The organism is Domibacillus epiphyticus (assembly GCF_001975785.1).
In the GTDB taxonomy this organism is placed as follows: domain Bacteria; phylum Bacillota; class Bacilli; order Bacillales; family Domibacillaceae; genus Domibacillus; species Domibacillus epiphyticus.
Genome location: NZ_MSFI01000006.1, coordinates 23,113 through 45,402, shown reverse-complemented (window position 1 = coordinate 45,402; position 22,290 = coordinate 23,113). Strand labels below are relative to the sequence as shown.

At 44.9% G+C, this 22,290-nt stretch carries 20 protein-coding genes and 1 riboswitch; all 20 genes read right to left on the bottom strand.

From position 1 onward, the window contains the following. Positions 1-3 precede the first annotated feature (3 nt). The gene (gene pcrA, locus BTO28_RS03415) at positions 4-2,193 is read right to left on the bottom strand and encodes a DNA helicase PcrA (protein WP_076764057.1); all 2,190 of its coding nucleotides are present in this window, start codon (positions 2,191-2,193) and stop codon (positions 4-6) included. Between the two features lie 32 nt (positions 2,194-2,225). Then, the gene (pcrB, locus tag BTO28_RS03410; RefSeq protein ID WP_076764055.1) at positions 2,226-2,924 is read right to left on the bottom strand and encodes a heptaprenylglyceryl phosphate synthase; all 699 of its coding nucleotides are present in this window, start codon (positions 2,922-2,924) and stop codon (positions 2,226-2,228) included. Between the two features lie 150 nt (positions 2,925-3,074). After that, the gene (locus BTO28_RS03405; RefSeq protein WP_076764053.1) at positions 3,075-3,374 is read right to left on the bottom strand and encodes a YerC/YecD family TrpR-related protein; all 300 of its coding nucleotides are present in this window, start codon (positions 3,372-3,374) and stop codon (positions 3,075-3,077) included. A 2-nt stretch (positions 3,375-3,376) separates the two neighbouring features. Further along, positions 3,377-4,351, bottom strand: coding sequence for a DUF3048 domain-containing protein (locus BTO28_RS03400; RefSeq protein WP_076764052.1), 975 nt, complete (start codon positions 4,349-4,351; stop codon positions 3,377-3,379). 35 nt (positions 4,352-4,386) lie between these two features. Then, complete coding sequence (locus BTO28_RS03395; RefSeq protein ID WP_076764050.1) at positions 4,387-6,123, bottom strand: adenine deaminase C-terminal domain-containing protein; 1,737 nt, start codon at positions 6,121-6,123, stop codon at positions 4,387-4,389. Positions 6,124-6,355: 232 nt separating this feature from the next. Continuing rightward, positions 6,356-7,624: a phosphoribosylamine--glycine ligase gene (gene purD / locus BTO28_RS03390; RefSeq protein WP_076764048.1), complete on the bottom strand. Its 1,269-nt coding sequence runs from the start codon at positions 7,622-7,624 to the stop codon at positions 6,356-6,358. Between the two features lie 16 nt (positions 7,625-7,640). Then, positions 7,641-9,176: a bifunctional phosphoribosylaminoimidazolecarboxamide formyltransferase/IMP cyclohydrolase gene (gene purH / locus BTO28_RS03385; RefSeq protein WP_076764046.1), complete on the bottom strand. Its 1,536-nt coding sequence runs from the start codon at positions 9,174-9,176 to the stop codon at positions 7,641-7,643. Continuing rightward, positions 9,176-9,760, bottom strand: a complete 585-nt coding sequence (purN, locus tag BTO28_RS03380) for a phosphoribosylglycinamide formyltransferase (protein WP_076764044.1) — start codon at positions 9,758-9,760, stop codon at positions 9,176-9,178. Before purN ends, purH begins: the two co-directional genes overlap by 1 nt. Beyond that, on the bottom strand, positions 9,757-10,782 hold the full coding sequence (gene purM / locus BTO28_RS03375) for a phosphoribosylformylglycinamidine cyclo-ligase (RefSeq protein ID WP_076764042.1): 1,026 nt from the start codon (positions 10,780-10,782) through the stop codon (positions 9,757-9,759). Before purM ends, purN begins: the two co-directional genes overlap by 4 nt. 18 nt (positions 10,783-10,800) lie before the next feature. Next, a complete protein-coding gene (purF, locus tag BTO28_RS03370; protein ID WP_076764040.1) occupies positions 10,801-12,234 on the bottom strand; it encodes an amidophosphoribosyltransferase in 1,434 nt (477 codons plus the stop codon). Continuing rightward, positions 12,210-14,438: a phosphoribosylformylglycinamidine synthase subunit PurL gene (gene purL / locus BTO28_RS03365; protein WP_076764038.1), complete on the bottom strand. Its 2,229-nt coding sequence runs from the start codon at positions 14,436-14,438 to the stop codon at positions 12,210-12,212. The genes purF and purL overlap by 25 nt, the downstream gene beginning before the upstream one ends. After that, the gene (gene purQ / locus BTO28_RS03360; RefSeq protein WP_076764037.1) at positions 14,422-15,105 is read right to left on the bottom strand and encodes a phosphoribosylformylglycinamidine synthase subunit PurQ; all 684 of its coding nucleotides are present in this window, start codon (positions 15,103-15,105) and stop codon (positions 14,422-14,424) included. Before purQ ends, purL begins: the two co-directional genes overlap by 17 nt. Then, positions 15,102-15,356 (bottom strand): phosphoribosylformylglycinamidine synthase subunit PurS, encoded by a 255-nt coding sequence (purS, locus tag BTO28_RS03355; RefSeq protein ID WP_018395498.1) that lies wholly within the window; start codon positions 15,354-15,356, stop codon positions 15,102-15,104. The genes purQ and purS overlap by 4 nt, the downstream gene beginning before the upstream one ends. Further along, a complete protein-coding gene (gene purC, locus BTO28_RS03350) occupies positions 15,356-16,069 on the bottom strand; it encodes a phosphoribosylaminoimidazolesuccinocarboxamide synthase (protein ID WP_076764035.1) in 714 nt (237 codons plus the stop codon). The genes purS and purC overlap by 1 nt, the downstream gene beginning before the upstream one ends. A gap of 30 nt (positions 16,070-16,099) precedes the next feature. Beyond that, the gene (gene purB, locus BTO28_RS03345; protein WP_076764033.1) at positions 16,100-17,395 is read right to left on the bottom strand and encodes an adenylosuccinate lyase; all 1,296 of its coding nucleotides are present in this window, start codon (positions 17,393-17,395) and stop codon (positions 16,100-16,102) included. A gap of 27 nt (positions 17,396-17,422) precedes the next feature. After that, positions 17,423-18,550: a 5-(carboxyamino)imidazole ribonucleotide synthase gene (gene purK, locus BTO28_RS03340; RefSeq protein ID WP_076764031.1), complete on the bottom strand. Its 1,128-nt coding sequence runs from the start codon at positions 18,548-18,550 to the stop codon at positions 17,423-17,425. Next, positions 18,543-19,031, bottom strand: a complete 489-nt coding sequence (gene purE / locus BTO28_RS03335) for a 5-(carboxyamino)imidazole ribonucleotide mutase (protein WP_076764029.1) — start codon at positions 19,029-19,031, stop codon at positions 18,543-18,545. The genes purK and purE overlap by 8 nt, the downstream gene beginning before the upstream one ends. 97 nt (positions 19,032-19,128) lie before the next feature. After that, positions 19,129-19,228: riboswitch (purine riboswitch) on the bottom strand. Positions 19,229-19,302: 74 nt separating this feature from the next. Then, positions 19,303-19,497, bottom strand: coding sequence for an NETI motif-containing protein (locus BTO28_RS03330; RefSeq protein ID WP_076764028.1), 195 nt, complete (start codon positions 19,495-19,497; stop codon positions 19,303-19,305). Continuing rightward, positions 19,494-20,036, bottom strand: coding sequence for a DUF2179 domain-containing protein (locus BTO28_RS03325; RefSeq protein ID WP_076764026.1), 543 nt, complete (start codon positions 20,034-20,036; stop codon positions 19,494-19,496). The genes BTO28_RS03330 and BTO28_RS03325 overlap by 4 nt, the downstream gene beginning before the upstream one ends. 88 nt (positions 20,037-20,124) lie before the next feature. Continuing rightward, positions 20,125-22,191: a glucose-specific PTS transporter subunit IIBC gene (ptsG, locus tag BTO28_RS03320; RefSeq protein ID WP_076764024.1), complete on the bottom strand. Its 2,067-nt coding sequence runs from the start codon at positions 22,189-22,191 to the stop codon at positions 20,125-20,127. Positions 22,192-22,290: the final 99 nt, after the last annotated feature.

Sequence of the window (22,290 nt, the reverse complement as noted above, 5' to 3'; positions counted from 1 at the left end):
CGATTACGCTTTTTCAATCGGCGCAAATTGTGCTAATAGTCGTTTTATGCCGGTTGGGCTAGGAAATGCAATATCAAGTTCTGTGCTGTCGCCGCTTCCTTTGACAGCCACAACCGTTCCTGTCCCCCATTTTTTATGTGCCGCTTTATCGCCGACTTTCCAATTCAGCTGTGCAGCTGCATTTGGTTGTGGACGTACGGCAGGACGGCTCTTCTGCCCAAAAGGACCAGGTTTTTTCACTTGGCTGGCCACGTTTTCTGCTTCAAGCAAATCTTCCGGAATTTCACTGATAAAACGCGACACAGGATTCATATTGGTTCTGCCGTATAACGTGCGCATTTCCGCATTTGTTAGATACAGTTCATTCTCAGCCCGCGTAATCCCCACATAGGCAAGGCGCCGCTCTTCTTCCATCTCCTCATCGTCCATAAGCGACCGGCTGTGAGGGAAAACACCTTCTTCCATTCCAATCAAAAAGACAACTGGAAATTCAAGACCTTTCGCAGAATGAAGCGTCATCAGCACGACCGATTCAGTCGGTTCTTCTTCTTTCCCAAGCTGGTCAATGTCAGCGACAAGAGCTAGATCTGTCAAAAAGGCAATCAAAGTTTTATCTTCACTCGATTCTTCAAACGCTTTAGTGACAGATAAAAACTCCTCAATGTTTTCAATTCTTGTTTGTGATTCAATCGTTTTCTCCGCTGCTAGCATGTCTACATAGCCAGTTCGGTCAATTACTTCTTCAACAAGTTCAGAGACAGATAGATATTCCTGCTGCTGCGTATAAATATGAATGAGATTTCGGAAATCTGCAGCCGCGTTTGCCGCTTTTCCGCTTAATCCAATAAAATCGACTTCTGCCAGCGCATTATACATCGATATATCATGTTCCTGTGCATAGCGGGCAATTTTATCAAGTGATGTGGAGCCAAGACCCCGCTTCGGCACATTGATAACGCGCGCAAGGCTGATATCGTCATCCGGGTTCGCAATAAGACGCAGATACGCCAGCAAATCTTTAATCTCTTTCCGGTCGTAGAACTTAATCCCGCCGACGATCGTATAGTCAATGTTCGACTTCATAAGTGTTTCCTCAATAAGACGCGACTGCGCATTCGTTCGGTACAAAACGGCAAACTCGGACATTTTTCGTCCTGAAGCCGATAATTCTTTTATTTTCCCCGCAACAAACTCCGCTTCTGTCCGCTCACTGTCTGCACGGAAATAAGCTATTTTTTTCCCGTCTGCATTTTCTGTCCAGAGCTTTTTCGGCTTCCTGTTGGAGTTATTTTCAATTACTTCATTTGCTGCCTTCAAAATCCGTTTGGTTGAGCGGTAATTTTGTTCAAGAAAAATGGATACAGCATGTGGATAGTCTTTTTCAAACGATAATATGTTGGCAATATCTGCACCGCGCCAGCGATATATACTTTGATCACTGTCACCGACAACACATAAGTTTTGGAAGCGGCTCGCGAGTAATTTCACGAGCGTATATTGCGACTTATTCGTATCCTGATATTCATCCACATGAATGTATTGAAATTTTCGCTGATAAAACTCAAGCACTTCCGGCACACGTTCAAACAAGCGGATCGTCAGCATAATTAAATCGTCAAAATCAAGCGCTTGATTTTTTTTCAATCGCTTTTCATATTCCTTATATACATCAGACGTCACTTGATCCTGGTAGCCGCCCTGTCGCTTTGCGAATGTGTCCGCGTCAACGAGAACGTTTTTCGACGAACTGATTGCCCCCAGCAATGCACGAGGATCAAATTTTTTCGGATCAATGTTGAGGTCTTTTAAAATACTTTTTATAACGGACAGCTGATCGGCGGTGTCTAAAATGGTGAAATTCCGGCTATAGCCTATCCGGTCAATATCACGGCGTAAAATACGCACACACATTGAGTGGAACGTTGACATCCAAATTTCTTCCGCCGCTCCGCCAAGCAATGCGCCTATTCGGTCTTTCATTTCCCTCGCCGCTTTATTCGTAAATGTCAACGCAAGGATATTATATGGATTCACTTCTTTTTCAACAATTAAATACGCAATTCTATGTGTCAAGACTCGCGTTTTGCCGGATCCGGCACCCGCCATAATTAAAAGCGGTCCTTCTGTCGTCTTTACAGCTTCCTGCTGTTCCGGATTCAAGCCGTTTAATAATCGATCAGTTAAAAATTGCATGCTGCCACCACCATTCAAAACGTTTGTTCTTATTATACATTATTTTTGACCGCCTCGACGGTTTTTAACGCTTCTTCCGGCATATCATAAATGGAATTTCCGACGACGATCACATCGGCATACTGTCCAATTTCTTCCGCCTGTTCTGCTGTACGGATTCCGCCTCCGTAAATGAACGTTGTATTTGTGTCACGTAAAATATCCGCCGTCTTTTGAACCGCCGTAATATCTCCGTACATGCCGCTGTATTCAAGATAAAAAACCGGCAGTTTTAACAAATGACCGGTCATCCGGGCATATGCTGCTATGTCTTCCGTATCGAGTTCCTTCTTGGCCTGCGTTAATATTGCCGCTTTGCTGTCTGGATTTGCAATACAGTAGCCTTCTACGATCAATTCGTCCGGATTCATCAGCTCGCCGTATTCTTTCATTGCTTCAAAATGAAGTCCGGTAATCCAGTTTGAATCTGTACTGTTTAAAACAGTCGGAATAAAATATAAATCAAAGCCCGGTGTCACCATCTCAATAGATGACACTTCCAGCACACATGGCACTGGATAACGGCGCACACGAACCAGTAAATCAAGCACATTCTCAAGCGTCACTCCATCTGATCCGCCGACCACAACCGCATCGGTATTGGACTCGCACACGCGCTCAAGCAGCTCATCATCAATCTCTTTATTAGGGTCTAATTTAAACACATGCCGCCACTCACGAACATCATACATGCGTGGAAACCTCCAATCATTCAGTTACAACTCCCTATTATAACATCGAAATGCATAGTTCGCCTGCTATTCGAAACGGTTGTGAGAACCGTTCTTACATCCTTCTTTTGCACACAAGAAAAGCTGTCCCTAATCGAGACAGCTTCCACATCATTCTTCTTTTCCATGAACTCGTTTTAATACAAATTCGTATCCGTCGTTGCCGTAGTTCAAGCAGCGTTTTACACGTGAAATCGTTGCCGTTGAGGCCCCCGTTTCCGTTTCAATTTTATGATACGTTTTCCCTTCCTGAAGCATACGCGCCACTTCTAAACGCTGTGCAAGTGATTGAATTTCATTAACTGTGCACAGATCGTCAAAAAAACGATAGCATTCTTCCATATCCCGAAGAGATAGAACTGCTTGAAACAGCTGGTCAAGCTCTTTTCCCCTTAGTTTATCTATCTGCATGATCAGCTTCCATTCCCTTCACCCTCATTTTCTACATCCACTGCTTTATTCAGCCCTCTAGAAGCAGGTACAACATGGATCCACGTTCTTCCCGGTGTAAATGCTGCACCTTTTTCTGTGTACGGTATAATTCGTCCGTTTTGATTTTGCCATTTCACCATATTCATTACGCCATTTTGAATTAAAAAGGCATCTCCCCCTGATGTCAAATCAATATCAAGACGGCCTTTTCCATCAACAACACGATGATCCGCTTCCACAACAAATATATTTTGAGCGGTCAATTCAACTCCGTCGATCTTGCGTATATACGATTCACCGTCAAACTCATACGCTGCATCGAACAACTCATTTTTGGAAGAGCGTACAACAACGTTTGAAGCAGGCTCTCCACTCAAAGATGACTCATCCTCTTTTGATAAAAATGTTATCCTTGATGGAGCAGAATCCATCTTATATTCCTTCTTTTCAGCCGCTTCAAGCGCTTCTTCAAAATACACATAAGAGTTATGAGGCGCTTTGCGGGCACGATCCCGTTTAAATATATCTCCATCGTGCTGTATCCCATTTAGTTGGTCTATGCTGCCGGAAAAAAGCATCTCTTTTGCTTCCGGGCTATAGCCGTGTGCCAAAAATAACGCATCGTAACCTGAAGACAATTCGACAAAATAATCTCGTGCACTGCGAACCGGACCAGCAATTTCCGGATATTCACTTTGATATATAGCAAGAAAACGTGTTATATTGCCTTCCGTCAACATTTCATACACAAGATCCGCATCTTCCAGCGCCGTTTGCGGACGCGCTTCGGGATGATTGCTGATGACAACTGCCACCGCACGGCGATCTACATTATTCTTTTCTAAACCGGTAAGCGGACTTGTTTTCATTTGTTTATTATTATGAACTGGCTGCGAACTTGCACAACCGCCAAGCAATACAGCCGCTGCAACGACTGCAATCCATTTTTTTCTCATATCGACACTCCGAAAACAGTTTTCACTTTACTATTTTAACGCATTATCGTCGGAAAGAGTACCGTTTTCTTCATAACGTCGTACATGCCCTGCGATGTAAGTCTAATATACGGTAAATGTGTCGATGTTAAAAATAATAACGAATAAATGGGATCATCAAAAGGATACCCTCGTTCAGTAAGCAGTTTCTTCAATGTCCGTTCCTGTTCAATCACCGTTTCAAAAGGCTGATCCGACATAATTCCAGATAAAGCAAGAGGTATCTCGTGTATAATTCTCCCATTTTCTGATAAGACAATTCCGCCGCCAATTTCCTGCATTCGGTCAAACGCGCGTTTCATTTCTTCTTTTGATGAACCGATTAACACTATATCCTCGGTGCTCGAAAAGGAAGAGGCAAAGCCCTGTACGTTATTTGCAAAACCTTTTATTGTCGTATTGACACGCCACTTTCCTTGATAATCAAGGAGCACAAGATAATTTTGATCTTCATCCATATAAAAATGTTCACCCGCCATGTCTTTAATCACGTTACATGGCTTCGTAATAACATTGTTCACCATTTCTATACCGAAAGGCATCGAAAACTGCAGATCATCTTCAGTCAGTTCCCAATCGAAACGCATTTTCATATGGCCGAACTGCTGCCACTGCACGTCCATAAAAGGAGCGGCTTCCATTCCGCTTTTCTTGACCCAAATTCCATTTGCCAGAACCGCTTCTGGGGTTGGATGAAATTCATCTATTAAAATATTGACACTTGCCAGACGTCCCGGTGCAATCATGCCATGCAAATGTTCCATCCGATAATAACGTGCTGCATTGTAAGACGCCATATGATACGCATCTATTGGCGGCACACCGTGATTGATGGCGATCTGTATCATTCTGTCCGTAATGCCCTCTTCGCAAAAAGACGGAGACGGACCATCTGTCGTGAACATCATCATATCGTATTGATCAAGGTCCAGTTCTTTCATTTCCGTCAACAGTTTCTCCAGATCCGGTCGAATGGATGAATGGCGCAGTGTTACCATCATCCCATTCATAAGTCGTTTGAGAACATCTTGACCGCTCATTGACTCATGATCTCCGTCTGCGCCTAACAGCGTCATTTTCATTAATGTTTTTTCAGAAGCACCTGGAAAATGGCCTTCAATCCGTTTTTTCATTCCTCTTGTTTCCTGCATCCAGTACAACATCATATCATCGCCGTCTAAAAGCTTCGGCCAGCCAGTTAATTCACCGCCTTGAATCACACTATCATGCTCCAGCCATGAATTAATTGTTCCATTTGCAAAAATGTCATCTTCATTATCAGGCTCTGTCTGTGCATCATACCGGCACCACCAATACATTGAAACCGGCAGACGGTTTAGTTCTTCGATTAACGAAAACGCTTTCTTTTTTTGAAGAGCCAAAAGCATCATTAAGTTATCATTAATAAAGGTTGTCGTGCCTCTCTGAGATGCATATTCTGCAAACGTCTTTGGATTGTAGAGCAAAAATGGATGTACATGCGGTTCAATGTAGCCTGGTACAACCGTTTTGCCTGAACAATCGTAAATTTCACCAGCTGAAACCGGCATGTTATCGCCTATATATACAATCCGATCCTCATACACCCATATGTTTCCGGTCATCCAGCGTTTCAGAGCAGAGTGTAAATACCGGGCATTTTTCAGTACAAGAGTCGGTGCTTTTTTATTTTCAATAACTGCGATTTGTTCACGCAGCTGTTTATTTTTCCATCTATATTTTCCATCAGGCATGACAATCGTCCCTCTCAAAAATGACATCGCTTTCAATTATATGATTGCCATCATCTTACCATATATCACATATTAACGCACTAAAGAATAACTGAAATTGTGAATAAACTTTGAACCTTTGGCAAGAAACTTGCATGCAACGTTTCATCAGGATTTTTCATCGCATAAACTTACCTATTCTCGTCCCATTTTACACAAAAAAGACTGCCTCGAGAGGAGACAGTCTTATCAATTACAATCCCGCTTTTGCAATGGCACGGCTGCCGATATCGCTGCGGTAAAAGAAGTTTTCAGTATCGATATTCTTGATTTTTTCATACGCTTTTTGCTGCGCTTCTGTCGGATTCGAACCGCTCCCCGTCACAAGCAGAACACGTCCGCCGTTCGCACGAATTACCCCGTCACCTTCAGAATACGTGCCGGCATGAATAACCGAACCGGACTCGATTTGATCAAGACCTTTCAATTCATTGCCTTTATCATATGCTTCCGGATAGCCTTTCGCTGCGAGAACAACTCCTAAAACCGACTCGTCTTTCCAAGTGAGCTGTGGGTCTTTCCCATCAAGCACATCCATCATCACCTGGACAAGGTCGTTTTCAAGACGCGGCAAGACGACTTGTGTTTCCGGATCACCGAAACGGGCATTAAATTCAATTGTTTTCGGTCCTTCTTCCGTCAGCATCAAACCGGCAAAAATGATACCCGTAAACGAACGTCCTTCCTGCACCATGCCTTTTGCAATTGGACGAATAATTTCTTCAACAGACTGGTCATTGACCGCCTGTGAAATATGAGGTACAGGTGAATAAGCACCCATTCCGCCTGTGTTTGGACCTTCGTCGTTATCATATGCACGCTTGTGGTCTTGAGCAGCTTCCATCGGATAGACATTTTCACCGTGTACGAATGCCATTAGTGAATATTCTTCTCCCTGCAAATACTGTTCTACAACAACACGTGCAGACGCATCGCCAAATTTTTTATCCAGCATCATGTCATCAAGAGACGCAAGCGCATCTTCGAGAGTCAATGCCACTGTTACACCTTTACCGGCAGCTAGCCCGTCTGCTTTTAGAACGATCGGTGCGCCTTCTTTTTCAATGTAAGCTTTCGCAGCTTCATAATCTTCAAACGACTGGTAGCGGGCTGTTGGAATGTTGTACTTTTCCATCATCATTTTAGAAAAGGACTTGCTTCCTTCCAAAATCGCCGCATTTTGATTTGGGCCAAATACGTTTAAGCCTTCTTTTTTCAAATAATCCGTAATCCCTGCTTCTAACGGGTTTTCAGGTCCAACGATCACAAGACCTACTTTTTGTTCCTTCGCAAAAGCCGCAATGTCTGCAAAGTTCATTTCATCGATATTCACAATATGTGCATCACGGCTGATTCCGGCATTTCCCGGCGCGCAAAATACATTTTCAACCAGCGGGCTCTCCGCCACTTTTTTGCAGATGGCATGCTCCCGTCCGCCCCGTCCGACTACGAGTACGTTCATATGAAGTAACCCCCTATTAATGTTTAAAATGTCTGATGCCCGTCAAGACCATTGCAATGCCGTATTCATCAGCTTTTTTAATTGAATCTTCATCTTTAATCGATCCGCCTGGCTGAATGATCGCTGTAATGCCGGCTTTTGCCGCCGCCTCTACTGTATCATCCATCGGGAAGAAAGCATCTGATGCAAGAGCAGCACCTTTCGCTTTTTCGCCTGCCTGCTCAAGCGCAATTTTCGCCGCGCCTACACGGTTCATTTGACCTGCCCCGACGCCAAGCGTCATTTTGTCATCTGTTACGACAATTGCATTTGATTTCACATGTTTGACGACTTTCCAGCCAAGTTTCAATGCTGTCCATTCTTCTTCAGTCGGTTCACGTTTCGTCGCCACTTTTACATCTGCATTCGCTAGAGACAACTCGTCGAGATCCTGTGCTAAAAGACCGCCTTCAACAGACGTCAAGACTTTTTCCCCTTTTTTGCCGTTTGCAAAATCAAGCGTTAAAAGGCGAATGTTTTTCTTTTTAGAAAGCACTTCAACCGCGTCCTCGTCAAATGAAGGAGCAACGATGATTTCAAGGAAAATTTCATGTAACTTTTCAGCAAGCTCTTTTGAAACAGGACGGTTAAGAGCAACAATCCCGCCAAAAATAGACGTTGGATCTGCTTCGTATGCACGGGCATATGCTTCTTCGATCGTAGCGCCGGCGCCAATGCCGCATGGATTCATATGCTTCACCGCAACGGCTGCCGGTTCTTCGAATTCTTTAACGATTTGAAGTGCAGCATCTGTGTCACGAATGTTGTTGTACGACAGCTCTTTTCCGTGAAGCTGTTTTGCACGGGCAACCGAAAAAGAAGATCCTAATGGCTGCGAGTAAAACGCCGCTTTTTGATGCGGATTTTCCCCGTAACGAAGCGACTGCTTTAATTCGTATGTCACCGTTAATTTTTCTGGATTTTCTTCGCCTGAAAGATCTGTCATGAAACCAGCGATCATTGCATCATACGCTGCAGTGTGACGGAATACTTTCGCTGCCAGTTTGCGGCGTGTTTCAAGCGTCGTTTTTCCATCGCCTTTCAGTTCCGCTAATACTTGCGTGTAGTCGCTTGAATCCACAATGACTGTTACATATTCATGGTTTTTTGCGGACGCACGCAGCATTGCCGGACCGCCGATATCGATGTTTTCGATTGCATCTTCCGTTGTGACGTCTGGTTTTGCGATTGTTTCCTGGAATGGATACAGATTGACACAAACGATATCAATCGGCTGAATGTTATGCTCGTCAAGCTGTTTTTGATGGTCCGGTTCACCATGTTTTGCAAGCAGTCCTCCATGAATATATGGATTGAGTGTTTTCACACGGCCTTCCAATATTTCTGGAAATCCTGTTACATCTGTCACACCTTTTACCGGTACACCTGCTTCTGCAAGCATTTTTTTCGTTCCGCCTGTTGAGACAATTTCATAGCCAAGCGCTGCGATTTCTCTCGCAAATTCAGTCACTCCGCTTTTGTCTGATACGCTGATTAATGCGCGTTTTGTCATCAGTTCTGTTCCTCCCTATTTCCATTCAAAAGATTTGTTATGACGTTCGGATAAAGACTGTGTTCTATTTTTTGAATTGCTTTTTGCAGGCCATGTCGAGTCATGCCATGTTCGATCCGCAGGCATTCCTGATCAATAATCGGGCCTGTATCCATGCCTTCATCGACAAAATGGACAGTGACACCGGTTATTTTCACACCCGCTTCAAATGCCTGTCCAATTGCATCTTTTCCCTGGAAAGCAGGTAAGAGCGATGGATGTATGTTAATAATGCGGTTACGGTACGCTGCGAGTAATGTTGGACCAATCAGCCGCATATAGCCCGCTAAAAAGATATACTCCGCCCCTGCTGTGTGGAGACGGGATGCGATTTCGGCTTCAAACGCTTCTTTCGATTCGAAACTTGCCGGCTTAAACGCGAATACCGGGATGCCTAGCTTTTCAGCACGTTCCACAACGAATGCATCCGGTTTGTCGCAGACGAGCAAGACGATCTCGGCAGGTACTTTCCCTGCTTCAATCGCCTCTGCAATTGCCTGCACGTTGCTCCCGCTCCCGGAAGCAAATAAGGCAATTTTCGTCATTGAACGGTAACTCCTTCGCCGCTTGCCACTCGTCCGATTGTGTACGCTTTTTCACCCGCTGACTCAAGTACCGCTTTTACGTTTTCTTCCTCTTCCTGAGCAACGATTAACACGAAACCAATACCCATGTTAAAAATGTTGTACATTTCTTGCCGATCAAGCTCACCGTAAGTTTCTAAAACATTAAAAATGTCTGGAACCGGCCATGAGCCCTCTTCAATTGATGCACCAAGTCCATCCGGAAGCGCGCGCGGAATATTTTCAACAAACCCTCCGCCTGTTATATGCGCCATTCCGTTCACTTTTGCTTCTTTCAATACAGAAAGAACAGGCTTTACATAAATACGAGTCGGTTCAATCAATGCTTCACCAAGCGGTACAGATAAGCCTTCCACATTCGCATCAACTGAAAGGTTATGCTTTTCAAAGAAGATTTTCCGCACAAGTGAATACCCATTGCTATGGATGCCACTTGAAGCAAGACCAATCAATACGTCGCCTTCTTTCACATTCTCACCTGTTACAACGGCGCTTTTTTCAACCGCACCGACTGTAAAACCTGCCATATCGTATTCTTCTTCATCATAAAGACCAGGCATTTCCGCTGTTTCGCCGCCAATTAGTGCACAGCCTGCCTGTTCACAGCCATCTGCAACACCTTTAACGATTTGCTCGATTTTTTCCGGTACGGCTTTACCGCACGCGATGTAATCCAGAAAAAAGAGCGGTTCTGCCCCTTGTACAACAACATCGTTAACGCACATCGCAACGCAGTCCACGCCGATTGTGTCATGTTTATCCATCATGAACGCAAGCTTCAATTTTGTGCCGACGCCGTCCGTTCCCGAAACGAGAACCGGCTCTTTTAAATTTAAAGAGGACAGGTCAAACATGCCGCCAAAACTGCCGAGCGCCCCCATGACACCGGCCCGTTTCGTGCGCTCTACATGTTTTTTCATTCTTTCAACCGCTTCGTAGCCAGCTTCAATATTTACACCGGCTGCTTCATACGACTTTGCCATTGTTTCTCCTCCTTAAAGTTAGCACATAATTTCTTTATCATGTGGATGCTGTGTATCCGGGAAAATTTCCGTCGGGTACTCCCCGGTAAAGCAAGCCATACACTGACCGCATTCACCGAGCTCATTTTTACGATGTCCGATTGCTTCAATGGTGCCTTCTACACTTAAGTACGTTAATGAATCGGCACCGATCAGTTCGCGTAATTCCTCATTCGAATAATGTGCTGCAATCAATTCGCCTTTTTCAGACGTATCAATACCATAAAAGCACGGATGTTTAATTGGCGGTGAACTTATAACCACATGGACTTCTTTCGCCCCCGCTTCTTTCAGCATCGTGACAATCCTTCTGCTGGTCGTGCCACGTACGATCGAATCGTCCACCATGACAACTTTTTTCCCTTCAATTACGCCGCGGACAGGAGAAAGCTTCATCTTTACCCCTTGCTCACGAAGCGTCTGAGAAGGCTGAATAAATGTCCGGCCCACATAGCGATTTTTAATAAGACCTAATTCATAAGGAATGCCTGTTGCTTCCGCAAAACCGATTGCAGCAGAGATGCTGGAATCTGGAACACCCGTCACGACATCCGCTTCTAATACAGCCGGGTCCACTTCTTTTGCGAGCATTTTCCCAAGGCGTTTCCGAGCACTATGAACATTAATTCCATTAATATCGCTGTCTGGACGGGAGAAATACACGTATTCCATCGTGCACATTGCATCACTTACAGCGGCTGCAAACTGCTCCGAATGCAGGCCGTCTTCATTAATCGTAATGAGCTCGCCCGGCGCTACGTCGCGCAAAAATTCAGCGCCGATAATATCAAATGCACACGTTTCAGATGCAACAACATATGCGCTGCCCAGCTTGCCGATTGACAACGGTCGAAGTCCCTGTGGATCGAGGGCAACGTGCATTTCTTTTTCTGTCATGATAAGAAATGCGTAGGCCCCTTTCACCATCGAAAGCGCCGTTTTCAACCGGTCTTTCATCGAACCGTAGCTGCTGCGCCGAATTAAATGCGCGAGCACTTCTGTGTCAGACGTTGTCTGGAAAATGCTGCCCTGCGCTTCCAGTTCACGCTTTAACGATGTCGCATTAACGAGGTTTCCATTGTGGGCGAGCGCCAGGCTGCCTGTCTGGAAATGAAACAAAAGCGGCTGTACATTCTGGTAGCCGCCTCCTCCTGCTGTCTGGTAACGCACGTGTCCGATTGCTGCTGATCCTGTCAGTCCGTTGACGATATCTTGATTGAAAATTTCTGTGACAAGTCCTTCACCTTTATGACCGCGAAGCCTCTCGCCGTCACTCATGACGACGCCAGCGCCTTCCTGTCCGCGGTGCTGCAAGCTTTGAAGACCGTAATAAGTGATTTGTGATGCATTTTCATGGCCAAAGACACCGAAAACGCCACACTCTTCATTTAAGCCTCTGAGTTCAGCAAGCATGGAATAGCTCCTTTCCAGGCATCCTCGCATTTCTTGACTGGTGCCTGTACCACTTCTTCTCCGTTAACTTGAATTGAAACGACTTGTTCCGCTGTTACTTCGCCGATATGTTTTGCATCTTTTACTGCTGCTTCAAATGCTTCTTTATTTTCTGCTTTTACTGTCACGATAAAACGGGATTGCGTTTCCGCAAATAATGCTGCTGTCGCTTCACCTTCAAGTGAAACGTTAGCGCCAAAGCCGGTGCCAAATAATTTTTCAACAAGTGCAACCGCAAAGCCGCCTTCTGAAATATCGTGCGCTGACTGAACAATACCTGTTTGAATCGCCGCAAGTAAAGCGTCTTGGCGTGCTTTTTCAACCGTTAAATCAATCACCGGTGACTTTCCGAAAATTTCGCCGCCGTTAGTCATTTTTTGCAATTCACTTCCGCCAAATTCGTTTTCAGCGTCGCCAATTACATAAACAAGGTCGCCAGCCTGTTTTGCTGCCTGCGTTGTAATGTGAGCAACATCTTCGATTAAGCCAACCATCCCAATAATTGGTGTCGGGTAAATCGCTGTGCCGTTTGTTTCGTTATATAACGATACATTTCCGCCGATAACCGGTGATTGAAGTGCAAGACATGCTTCACTAATGCCGTCAGCTGACTCTTCCAGCTGCCAGAACACACCTGGATTTTCAGGGCTTCCATAGTTTAAGCCGTCTGTGATGGCGAGGGGGCTTGCACCTGAACAAATAATGTTACGCGCTGCTTCTGCCACTGCAATTTTCCCGCCCGTTTTCGGATCAAGGTAAATGTAGCGGGAATTACAGTCTGTTGTCATCGCAAGTGCCTTGTTTGTACCGCGCAGACGAATAACGGCTGCATCAGAACCCGGTGCGACCACTGTATTTGTTCTTACTTGGTAATCGTATTGATCGTATACCCACTCTTTGCTTGAAATGGTCGGCTGCTGCAGCAATTTCACGAGTGTTTCGTTATAGTCTGCAACCTCAGGCGTTTTTGGTTCCATCGCCTGGAAATCACGGAAGTATTGAGGTTCAGCAGATGGTTTATGGTAAACCGGTGCATCTTCTGCAAGCGCATCAACCGGTACTTCTGCCGCTACTTCTCCTTTGTGAAGGAGACGAAGCATTTTATCATCCGTTACAACACCAACAGATGCCGCTTCAAGACCGTATTTTGCAAATAAGTCTTCAATTTCTTTTTCGCGTCCTTTTTTCACAACGATCAACATACGTTCCTGTGATTCAGAAAGCATCATTTCGTACGGGGTCATGCCCGTTTCACGCTGTGGAATTAAGTCAAGGTTCATTTCCATACCGGAACCGGATTTTGATGCCATTTCAGCAGATGAACTTGTAAGACCCGCAGCACCCATATCTTGAATGCCAATAAGAGCATCGTTATGAATGAGTTCAAGGCACGCTTCCAGAAGCAATTTTTCCATGAATGGATCGCCTACTTGTACAGCCGGTCTTTTTTCTTCAGAACTTTCACTTAGTTCTTCCGATGCGAATGTTGCACCGTGAATACCATCGCGCCCTGTTTTCGCTCCAACATACATGACCGTGTTGCCAACGCCTTTTGCCTGTCCTTTTTGAATGTCTTTATGGTCAATTAAGCCCACACACATTGCGTTTACAAGCGGGTTGCCATCATAAGAAGGATCAAACTGAATTTCACCGCCGACTGTTGGAATCCCGATGCAGTTTCCGTAACCGGCAATTCCAGCAACAACTTCTTCAAATAAATATTTCACACGAGACGTTTCAAGTTCACCGAAACGAAGGGAGTTTAAAATCGCCACCGGACGCGCACCCATAGAGAATACGTCACGGATGATGCCGCCGACACCCGTTGCAGCACCTTGGTATGGCTCAATCGCTGATGGATGGTTGTGACTCTCGATTTTAAATACAACCGCTTGCCCATCACCAATATCCACAATGCCGGCACCTTCGCCCGGTCCTTGAAGAACGTGCTCGCCTTCTGTCGGGAATTTGCGAAGAACGGGCTTTGAATTTTTATAACTGCAATGCTCGGACCACATAACGGAGAAAAGACCTGTTTCCGTGTAGTTTGGTAAACGTCCAATAATTTCTGTTGCTTTTTCGAATTCTTCGTCCGTCAAGCCCATTGTACGGTACAGCTTTTCATCTTTAATTTGTTGTGGATTTGGTTCAAGCGTTAACGACATGAGAGTCCCTCCAGTGTTTCACAATTGATTGGAAAAGTTTAAGTCCGTCTGCGCTGCCAAGAAGATCATCAACAGCCCGCTCCGGATGCGGCATCATGCCGAGTACGTTGCCTTTTTCATTTGTAATGCCAGCGATATCAGAAAGGCTTCCATTCACATCGCTCGCATACGTAAATGCGATTTGATTATTGGCTTGCAGCTTTGCAAGTGTTTCATCATCGCAGTAATAGTTGCCTTCACCGTGCGCAACTGGAATGCGGATTTTCTCGCCTTTTTCGTATAGAGAAGTAAACATTGTTTCGTTATTTTCAACCGCAAGTTCTACTGTACGGCAAATGAATTTCAAGTTTTTGTTTCGAAGCATAGCCCCTGGAAGAAGACCGGATTCAAGCAAAATTTGGAATCCGTTGCATACTCCAAGAACCGGCTTTCCTGCTTCTGCTGCTTTTTTCACGGCTGCCATCACTTTTGACATATGCGCGATCGCGCCTGAACGCAAGTAATCGCCATATGAGAAACCGCCTGGAAGCAAAATACCGTCGTATTGGTCAAGATTATCTGCATCGTGCCATACTAAATCAACTTGTTCACCGAGCTCGTCTTTTACTGCATGGTACATGTCCACATCACAGTTGGACCCTGGAAATACGATGACTGCAAATTTCACTGTTTCGCACTCTCCTCGATTTCATATCGGTAATCTTCAATAACCGGGTTAGACAATAGTTTTTCACACACTTCTTTCACAGTGCCCTCTACATCCGTTACTGTATCGTCAAATTGAAGCTCCATGTATTTTCCGATGCGAACGTCTTCCACACCGTTGTAGCCCAGGCTTGATAATGACTGCTGAACAGCTTTTCCTTGTGGATCCAATACGCTTTCGCGAAGTGTGACGTAAACTTTAACTTTATACATTATAGAGTTCCTCCCAATCGGTTATAAATTTCCGTATATGCTTCTGTTAACCCGCCAAGGTCACGGCGGAAAAGATCCTTATCCAACTTGCGCTTCGTGCCTTTTTCCCAAAGACGGCATGTATCTGGAGAAATTTCATCCGCCAGCAAAATGCTGCCGTTTTTATCTTTGCCGAGCTCGATTTTAAAGTCGATTAACTCAATATCCATATCGCTAAAAAGCGGTACAAGAACCTCATTCACTCGGAGTGCTTCTTTTTTCAAAAACTGCACTTCTTCTGGTGTCGCTGCTTCTAAAATTTTAATGTGATCTTCTGTCAAGAGCGGATCACCAAGCGCGTCATCTTTATAATAAAATTCAACAATCGGTTCTTTGAACGGTGTACCTTCTTCAAAACCGAGACGTTTTGCAATGCTGCCTGCCGCAGCATTTCGGACAACAACTTCAAGCGGAATGATATTTACATGCTTCACGAGCTGCTCGTTCTCTGACAGCTGCTCGACAAAATGAGACTCGATTCCGTGTTCCGCGAGTTTTTTGAAAAGAAGACCGGTAATTAAATTGTTAAGGCGCCCTTTACCGTCAATTTCTGCTTTCTTTTCGCCATTAAAGGCCGTTGCCGAGTTTTTATATTCAATCCAGACGATATCTTCCTGATCCGTTGCATAAATACGTTTTGCTTTTCCCTCATAAAGCTGTTTCCCTTTATTCATGTCCGGTTCCTCCCTATTTAGGAATAAGCGTTATTTAAGACCAATACGGTCAAAGATCGTGTCAACGTGCTTTAAATGGTAGTTGTAGTCGAAACAATCAGCAATTTCCTCAGCTGTTAACTTCGATGTAATGGTTTCGTCAGCTTCCACAAGAGAACGGAATTGAACTTGCTTATCCCATGCTTCCATCGCGCGCGGCTGAACCGTGTCATATGCTGCTTCACGCGCCATGCCTTTGTCGATCAATGCAAGAAGCACGCGCTGTGAATAAATTAAGCCAAGTGTGCGGTCCATGTTTCGTTTCATATTGTCCGGGAAGACTGTCAAATTTTTCACTATGTTGCCGAAACGGTTCAGCATGTAGTTAAGGGCAATTGTCGCATCCGGTAAAATAACGCGCTCTGCCGATGAATGTGAAATATCGCGTTCGTGCCAAAGAGAAACGTTTTCGTACGCTGTCACCATGTGGCCACGGATGACACGAGCTAGACCTACCATATTTTCCGATCCGATCGGGTTGCGCTTATGCGGCATGGCGGAAGATCCTTTTTGCCCTTTTGCGAAAAACTCTTCCACTTCACGCGTCTCTGATTTTTGCAATCCGCGTACTTCTGTTGCAAATTTTTCGATAGATGCTGCCACGAGTGCAAGTGCTGCCATGTAATGAGCATGACGGTCACGCTGCAGTGTCTGCGTTGATACTGGAGCCGGCTTTGTTCCGAGTTTTTCACATACGTATTTTTCAACAAACGGGTCAATGTTTGCATATGTTCCGACAGCGCCCGAAATTTTTCCGTATTGAACACCTTCTGCTGCGTCATTGAAACGTTCAAGATTTCGTTTCATTTCTTCGTACCAGAGTGCCATCTTCAAGCCGAATGTTGTCGGCTCAGCATGAACACCATGCGTACGGCCCATCATCACTGTATGTTTATGTTCAATCGCCTTATTGCGGAGGATTTCGATGAAATTTTCGATGTCTTTACGCAAAATGTCGTTTGCCTGTTTAAGCAAGTAAGAAAGTGCTGTATCGACAACATCTGTTGACGTTAAACCGTAATGAACCCATTTACGCTCTTCGCCAAGCGTTTCAGAAACAGCACGAGTAAATGCGACAACATCATGACGTGTTTCGAGCTCGATTTCATTAATGCGGTCAATGTCGAAGCTTGCATTCTCGCGTAATTTTTTTACGTCTTCCTTCGGGATTTCACCAAGCTCAGACCATGCTTCACAAGCTAAAATTTCTACTTCAAGCCATGCTTTAAACTTGTTTTCTTCTGTCCAGATGGCGCCCATTTCCGGTCGCGTATAACGTTCGATCATTTTGTCATCCTCCGATTTTTATGAGTCTTATTTAGTCCAGATGCTGCTTTCATCTATATCTTGAAGCGCTTCTTCTACCGTATTGGCTAGAATGGTCACATGACCCATTTTGCGCTTTTCTTTTGCTTCGTCTTTTCCATACAGGTGAACCGACCATTCCGGTTTATTCGGTATGGCTTGAATGAGACCTTCCACATGCTCACCAAGAACATTCACCATGATCGCCGGCTTTAACAACTCAGTGCTTTTTAACGGCCAATTGCAAATGGCGCGAATGTGCTGGCCGAACTGGGAGATCCCGCACCCTTCAATTGTATAGTGCCCTGAATTGTGAGGACGGGGCGCCAGTTCATTAATGTAGATTTCTCCATCTTTTCCGACGAACATTTCGACAGCAAGCGTTCCGACAAGCGACAAGGCTGAAGCAATTTTTTCCGCTGCCGCGATCGCTGCCTGATTCGTTTCATCGGATATGCGGGCCGGTACAATCGATTCATGCAAAATATTATCAACATGAATGTTTTCTGCAACCGGGAAATAGGTCGTTTCTCCTTCAGGGTTTCGTGTAACAATAACCGAAATTTCTTTTTCAAATGGCACCCACTGCTCCAGAACACATTCACCATGTGTTAAAAGAGCCGCCGCTTGGCTTATTTGTCCCGCTTCTTTTAGTACGTATTGCCCTTTGCCGTCGTATCCTCCCGTTGCTGTTTTCAAAACAGCCGGCAGCCCGAGTTCCTTGATCCCTTCTTCGATGTCACTTTCTGAACGAATCACCCGGTAGGGCGCTACAGGCACACCCGCATTTGAAATGGCTTCTTTTTCAAAAATGCGGTTTTGTGTAATGCGGATCAGCTCTGCTCCCTGCGGCACATACGCTTCTTTCATCAGTTCTTTCAAGCCTTCGAAGTCAATATTCTCAAATTCATACGTAATAACGTCACTTACATCGGACAGACGTTTCAGTGCATCTTGATCATCATATGGTGCTTGAATGACAATATCAGCTGTCTGTGTGCAAGGTGCGCCTTTTAATGGTTCTAATACAGCGATTTTAAATCCCGCTTCTTTCGCCGCGAGCGCCATCATCCGGCCAAGCTGTCCGCCACCGATAATCCCAATTGTTTTGCCTGGTTCAATGATAGTTCTATTCAAGTTGATCACTGCTCTCCAACACGATTTTTTCTGTTTCTTTTCGGCGATTATCTAACTTTTCAGCAACTTTTGCGTCAGTGATAGACAAAATTTGCGCCGCCAGCAGTCCTGCATTCGTTGCACCTGCTTTGCCGATTGCCGTCGTTGCGACTGGTACACCGCCCGGCATTTGTACGATGGACAGCAAAGAATCAAGGCCATTCAGCGCTTTCGATTGCACCGGAATGCCAATTACAGGGAGCGTTGTTTTTGCAGCTGTCATGCCCGGCAAATGAGCCGCCCCGCCCGCGCCGGCTATAATTACTTTTATGCCTCTTTCGCGAGCTGTCTCGGCATATTCAAACATTAAATCTGGCGTGCGATGCGCCGAAACGACACGTTTTTCGTAAGATATTCCGAGTTCATCCAGCACGTCGCATGCATGTTTCATCGTCTCCCAGTCAGATGTGCTGCCCATTATAACACCAACTTCAACCGTCATGTTGACCCTCCAGTGTGTGAGATTTTTTTACGTAAAAAAGCGGACAGACCACTTTCCCCTTTTATATGGAGAAAGCGATTCGTCCGCAGCCGATCGAGATTCGAATGCTTTCCCCCATAGTCAGCTGTTTACGGCAGCCGGTAGAAACTCGCGGGCCATATCCCCGCTATTATATGAGGTGCTTTATTGTCATCTACATATTAACAACGACAAAGAGCGGTGTCAATAAAAAATCGAACGATATTTATCTTGTTTATTTTAATGTTCGTATTTACGTTACTATTTTCCCTTCAAATACAATTTCACTGCCAATTGGGACATGAATTATCTCCCCATCTTCCTTTCGCTCTTCAAAAACTGGTTTTTCCATTCGCCGCACAGGGAGGTATCCTTCTTCCTTCATCCTGTTCAAACAGTCAGCAATTGTTTCATGTTCTTCTACTCGAAATAGTTTCTTTTTACTCATCGCATCAATTTTCCTTTTCGTACCGCTTTGACCCAGAAGCCGCCATGAATTGTTTTCGGTTCATAGGCAATAATAAATGCTTTCGGGTCCAGCTCTTTAATTTTATTGTATAGTTTCAGTTCGTACTTTCGCGGTGTTAAAATCTGCAGTGCCATCCGGTCACCTTCAAGACCGTTTGCCGCCCATTGCGTCACACCATAACCTTCCGCACGGAGCGCTTTCGGCAGATCTTTATCGTATTCTTTCGTAATCACATTGACCGTAATGTAGCCGAGGGCCAGTTTTTCTTCAATTTTCATCCCCACGATCACGCCGATACCGTAACCAATCGCATACGCAATTAAGTTTTGAATTTCATTTAAATTATCAAGGACAAGTCCGAGGCCTACAACGTAAATAACGACTTCAATCGTACTGACAAAGGCGGCGGTGTACCGATATCCTTTTAACGTTAAAATCATTCGGATCGTAAAAAATGACACGTAAACAATATTAATGACTAAAATGATCACGACCATAAGAAAGGCGTTATCCATCATGCAAATTCACTCCTCTTTGACGGCAGTTTATCACACACAGCTCAAATAAAAAAGCCTCAACCATATTGCCGGTTGAGGCCATTTGCTTCTATTTAATTGTGATAACGTTCTCCTCGCCGGATGTTACTGCACCCGGTTTATCAACAACGACCGATTCACCTTCCGCAAGGTTCGTGAAAATAATCGGTGTAATGGTTGAAGTTGCATTTGCTGCAATATACTCGAGGTCCACTTTTAGAAGAGGCTGCCCGGCTTCCACCGTATCGCCCTCTGCAATAAGTGTTTCGAACCCTTCCCCATTCAACTTCACTGTATCAATACCAAAGTGAATTAATACTTCACGCCCGTTATCCGCAACAAGGCCGATCGCGTGCTTCGTCGGGAAGACATTGATCACTTTACCGTCAACCGGCGATACGACAGTTCCATCAGCTGGTTCTATCGCAAACCCATCACCCATCATTTTTCCGGCGAAAACAGGATCGGGCACTTCTGTGATTGGAAGAAGTTTCCCTGTAATTGGCGCCACAAAACGGCTGTCAATATCGTTGCGAATTGCCGGATGAGCAGCCTGTTCCACTTCTTTTTGCACTTCTTCGCCTTCTTTAATCGAAACAGGACGAGGTGCATTGCCTTTCATAATATCCGCCATTTGATGGCGAAGACTATCTGAACGGGGACCGAAAATCGCTTGAATGTTATTTCCGACTTCAAGAACACCCGCCGCCCCAAGCTGTTTCAATCGTTTTTTATCAACATTTGCGCTGTCATTTACCGAAACACGGAGACGTGTAATACACGCATCAAGGTTGGCAATGTTTTCTTTGCCGCCCATTGCTTCTAAAATCTCATACGGAAGTTCACTTGCCACAACTGCAGGCGCATCGTTTTCTCCATCTGTGCTTTCCGGCTCACGTCCCGGAGTAGCAAGGTTAAACTTCCGAATGGCAAATCGGAAACCAAAGTAATAAATAACCGCGAATACTAGACCGACTGGAATCACAATCCATGCATTTGTTTGTGGATTAATCGCACCGAATAATACGTAGTCGATCAAGCCTCCTGAAAATGTCATGCCTATTTTCACATCGAGAAGGTGCATGGTCATAAATGAAAGACCCGCAAAGATCGTGTGAATGGCGAACAATATCGGTGCTACGAACAAGAATGAAAATTCAATTGGCTCTGTAATCCCTGTTAAGAAAGACGTTAACGCTGCAGAACCCATAATTCCAGCTACCAGTTTTTTCCGTTCCGGACGCGCTTCGTGGTAAATCGCAAGCGCCGCTGCCGGAAGACCGAACATCATGAATGGATATTTACCCGTCATAAATGTACCCGCTGTCAGCTCTTGAACACGGTCTTTAATCTGCGCCTGGAAGATGGCATTATCACCGCGAATGGTTTCTCCGGCCTGATTCACGTATGAACCGAACTCAAACCAGAATGGCGTGTAGAAAATATGGTGCAAGCCAAACGGAATGAGCGCACGTTCAATGACACCAAATACAAAAGCGGAAGCCGCCAGGTTCCAGTTTAATATGAAATGTGAAAATGTATTTAATCCACTTTGAATTGTCGGCCAAACAAGGATCATCACTAACCCTAATACGACAGATGAAGCCGCTGTCGCGATTGGAACGAAACGCTTCCCTGCGAAGAAACCAAGGTAGGATGGCAACTCAATGTTATAGAATTTGTTGTACATGTAAGCCGCGAGCACACCGACAATAATCCCGCCGAACACTCCCGTTTGAAGCGATGGAATACCAAGAATCAATGCGTTTGCAGGGTCTCCTGCCTCTAAAACGGCAATTCTCTCAAGGCCTAATGCTGTCCCCATCGTTGCATTCATAATTAAGTAACCAACTAACGCAGCAAGTCCAGCTACACCGTCTCCTCCTGCAAGTCCAATGGCTACGCCGAGTGCAAACAAGATTGGCAAGTTGCCAAACACAATATCTCCTGAATTCTCCATTACGGATGCAATTTGGACAACCCAGTTCGCTTCAAGAAATGGAGCAAGTTCAGTAAGTGTTGGGTTTTGTAGCGCATTACCAAATGCAAGAAGCAAGCCAGCCGCCGGCAAAATGGCTACAGGAAGCATGAGAGCTTTCCCGATTTTTTGCAAAACGCCAAAAAGTTTTTTAAACATATGCATGTTCCTCCTTCATCATTTGTTATTATGTGCTTTTAAAAGTTGAAACAGACAAACAAGAACAAAAAAGACATGAGGAAAGAAGACAATAGAAAA